Consider the following 2,006-nt stretch of genomic DNA (forward strand, 5'->3'; position numbering starts at 1 on the left):
GCTTGAGGCCAATCGGTGACCGGCACGGGCACTACCCGGCGTCCGCCGCAGAATGGCCGGAAAGGCGGGTACGGGCGGGCTCAGGCGGCGTCGAACCGGTCGGCTCGCTCGGAACTCAGCCCCAGCATGTCCAGCAGCATCCGGCAATCCGTCGCGTCGCGGGCGTTCGCGACCACCGCTTCGGTCGCCTTGCGCAGCACCGCGGCCCGCACGGTCGTCGCCCCGAAGTCGACCGGTTCCCCGGCCGGACCCGGTTCTTCGAACAGGTTCCCCATGACCCACCTCCGTGTCCCTTTCGTTGATACCCGATCCCGGCCGAGATGGCCCCCGCCTTCTTGCTGTCCCGGCGGCGAGCCCGCCGGTTTCTCCCTAGACTGGCGTCATTCGAACGAGCGGACGGAGCCGGACCTGACCACCGAGTTGCGCGGGGAGATCGTGACCCTGACCCCGGTCACCGAAGCCCACGTCCAGGAACTGCGCCGGATCCGCGGCACGGCCGGGGTCAGAGCCCGCTGGGGTTCGGTCGAGGACTCCCCCACCTGGCCGTTCGACGATCCGACGACGGCCCACTTCACCGTGCTGGAGGAAGGTGTCGTCCGCGGCTTCGTGCAGTACGGCGAAGAGGACGACCCGATGTACCGGCACGCCTCGGTCGACCTCTTCCTCGACCCGGCGCAGCACGGCCGGGGCCTGGGCACGGACACGGTCCGCACGATGGCGCGCCATCTCGTGCGCGATCGCGGGCACCACCGGCTGGTGATCGATCCCGCCGCGGACAACAAGGCGGCGATCAGCTGCTACAAGGCCGTCGGGTTCCGCGAGGTCGGGGTGATGCGCCGCTACGAACGTGACACCGAGGGCGACGGCTGGCACGACGGGTTGCTGATGGATCTGCTCGCCGAAGACCTCACGTAGCGCGTCAGGGCGACTCCGAGCAGTACGACCGCCATCCCGGCCAGCACGCGCGGGCCGAGTTCCTCGCCGAGCACGATCGCGCCCAGCGCGACCGAGACGACGGGCAGCAGATAGCCGACGGTCGCCGCGGAGGTCGCGCCTTCGTCGGCGATGAGCCGGTAGTTGAGATAGAACGTGACGCCGGTGCCGAAGACGCCGAGGACGACGACGGCGATCACCGCGGTCACGTTCAGCGGCCCGGCGGGCTCGGCGTCGAACGGCAGCGCGAGCGCGCTCAGCCCGGTGGCGGTCAGCAGCTGCGCGGCGGAGATCGCGATCGGCCCACCCTGGCCGACGAGTTTCCGCCCCATGTAAGCGAAAGCGATGGCGTAACTGAGGCCGGCGCCGAGCAGGGCCAGCGTGCCCCAGCCGAGCAGGCCACTCTTCTGCCAGGGCGCGAAGATCAGCAGGATCCCGGCGAAACCGAGGACCAGCCCGCCGACCCGGAGTGCGGTGACCCGGCGTTCGGTGCCGATCGACAGGCCGATCAGCAACGCCCACAGCGGGGTCGTCGCGTTCATCACCCCCGCGATACCGGAATCGACGGTCAGCTCGCCGATGCTGAACAACGCGAACGGCAGGGCGTTGCAGAAGAAGGCGGCGACGAGGAGCCTTCCCCAGATCCGGCGGCCACGCGGCAGGCGCTGCCCGGCCCGGCGGCTCAGCACGAGGAGGACGGCCGCGCCCAGGGCGCAGCGGATGACGGTCACCTGAACGGGCGCCAGCCCAGTCAGCGCGAGCTTGATCCACAGGAACCCCGATCCCCACAACAGGGCGAGAACGCCCATCCGGACCAGGGTTCCCGGCGCGCCGATGCTCACTTCGTTCCTTTCGCCAGGCCGCTCGATACCACTCCAAACTGCCTCGGACGACTCGTCAGGACAAGTGAAAAGATCTACACCGACGTTAAGTGTTCCTACATGTTCCGAAAGGGCCCGGCCGTGGGGGCCCCGGCGCGGCGCCCCCCCCCGGTCACAAGGCAGAAAAACGAGCCCGGGTTGTTGGAAGACGGAAACGGCGCGAGCAAAAATAGACCGAGCCCAACAAACAAC

Annotated in this window: 3 protein-coding genes; 1 reads left to right on the forward strand and 2 read right to left on the reverse strand. The window is 69.2% G+C overall.

From position 1 onward, the window contains the following. Positions 1 to 80 precede the first annotated feature (80 nt). The gene (locus ACFWMR_RS19805; RefSeq protein ID WP_093937047.1) at positions 81 to 275 is read right to left on the reverse strand and encodes a hypothetical protein; all 195 of its coding nucleotides are present in this window, start codon (positions 273 to 275) and stop codon (positions 81 to 83) included. Positions 276 to 408: 133 nt separating this feature from the next. On the opposite strand from ACFWMR_RS19805, the gene ACFWMR_RS19810 reads away from it, so the two are divergent. Further along, positions 409 to 915, forward strand: a complete 507-nt coding sequence (locus ACFWMR_RS19810) for a GNAT family N-acetyltransferase (protein ID WP_378280504.1) — start codon at positions 409 to 411, stop codon at positions 913 to 915. On the opposite strand, the gene ACFWMR_RS19815 is transcribed toward ACFWMR_RS19810, so the two are convergent. Further along, a complete protein-coding gene (locus ACFWMR_RS19815) occupies positions 840 to 1,775 on the reverse strand; it encodes a DMT family transporter (protein WP_093937045.1) in 936 nt (311 codons plus the stop codon). The two genes, ACFWMR_RS19810 and ACFWMR_RS19815, sit on opposite strands and share 76 nt — an antisense overlap. Positions 1,776 to 2,006 lie beyond the last annotated feature (231 nt).

The sequence above is a fragment of the Amycolatopsis thailandensis genome (assembly GCF_042723255.1).
GTDB classification, from domain to species: Bacteria; Actinomycetota; Actinomycetes; order Mycobacteriales; family Pseudonocardiaceae; genus Amycolatopsis; species Amycolatopsis thailandensis.

Excerpts from the sequence above, each read along its gene's own strand:
- ACFWMR_RS19805 (WP_093937047.1), bottom strand. The coding sequence starts at position 275 with ATGGGGAACCTGTTCGAAGAACCGGGTCCGGCCGGGGAACCGGTCGAC.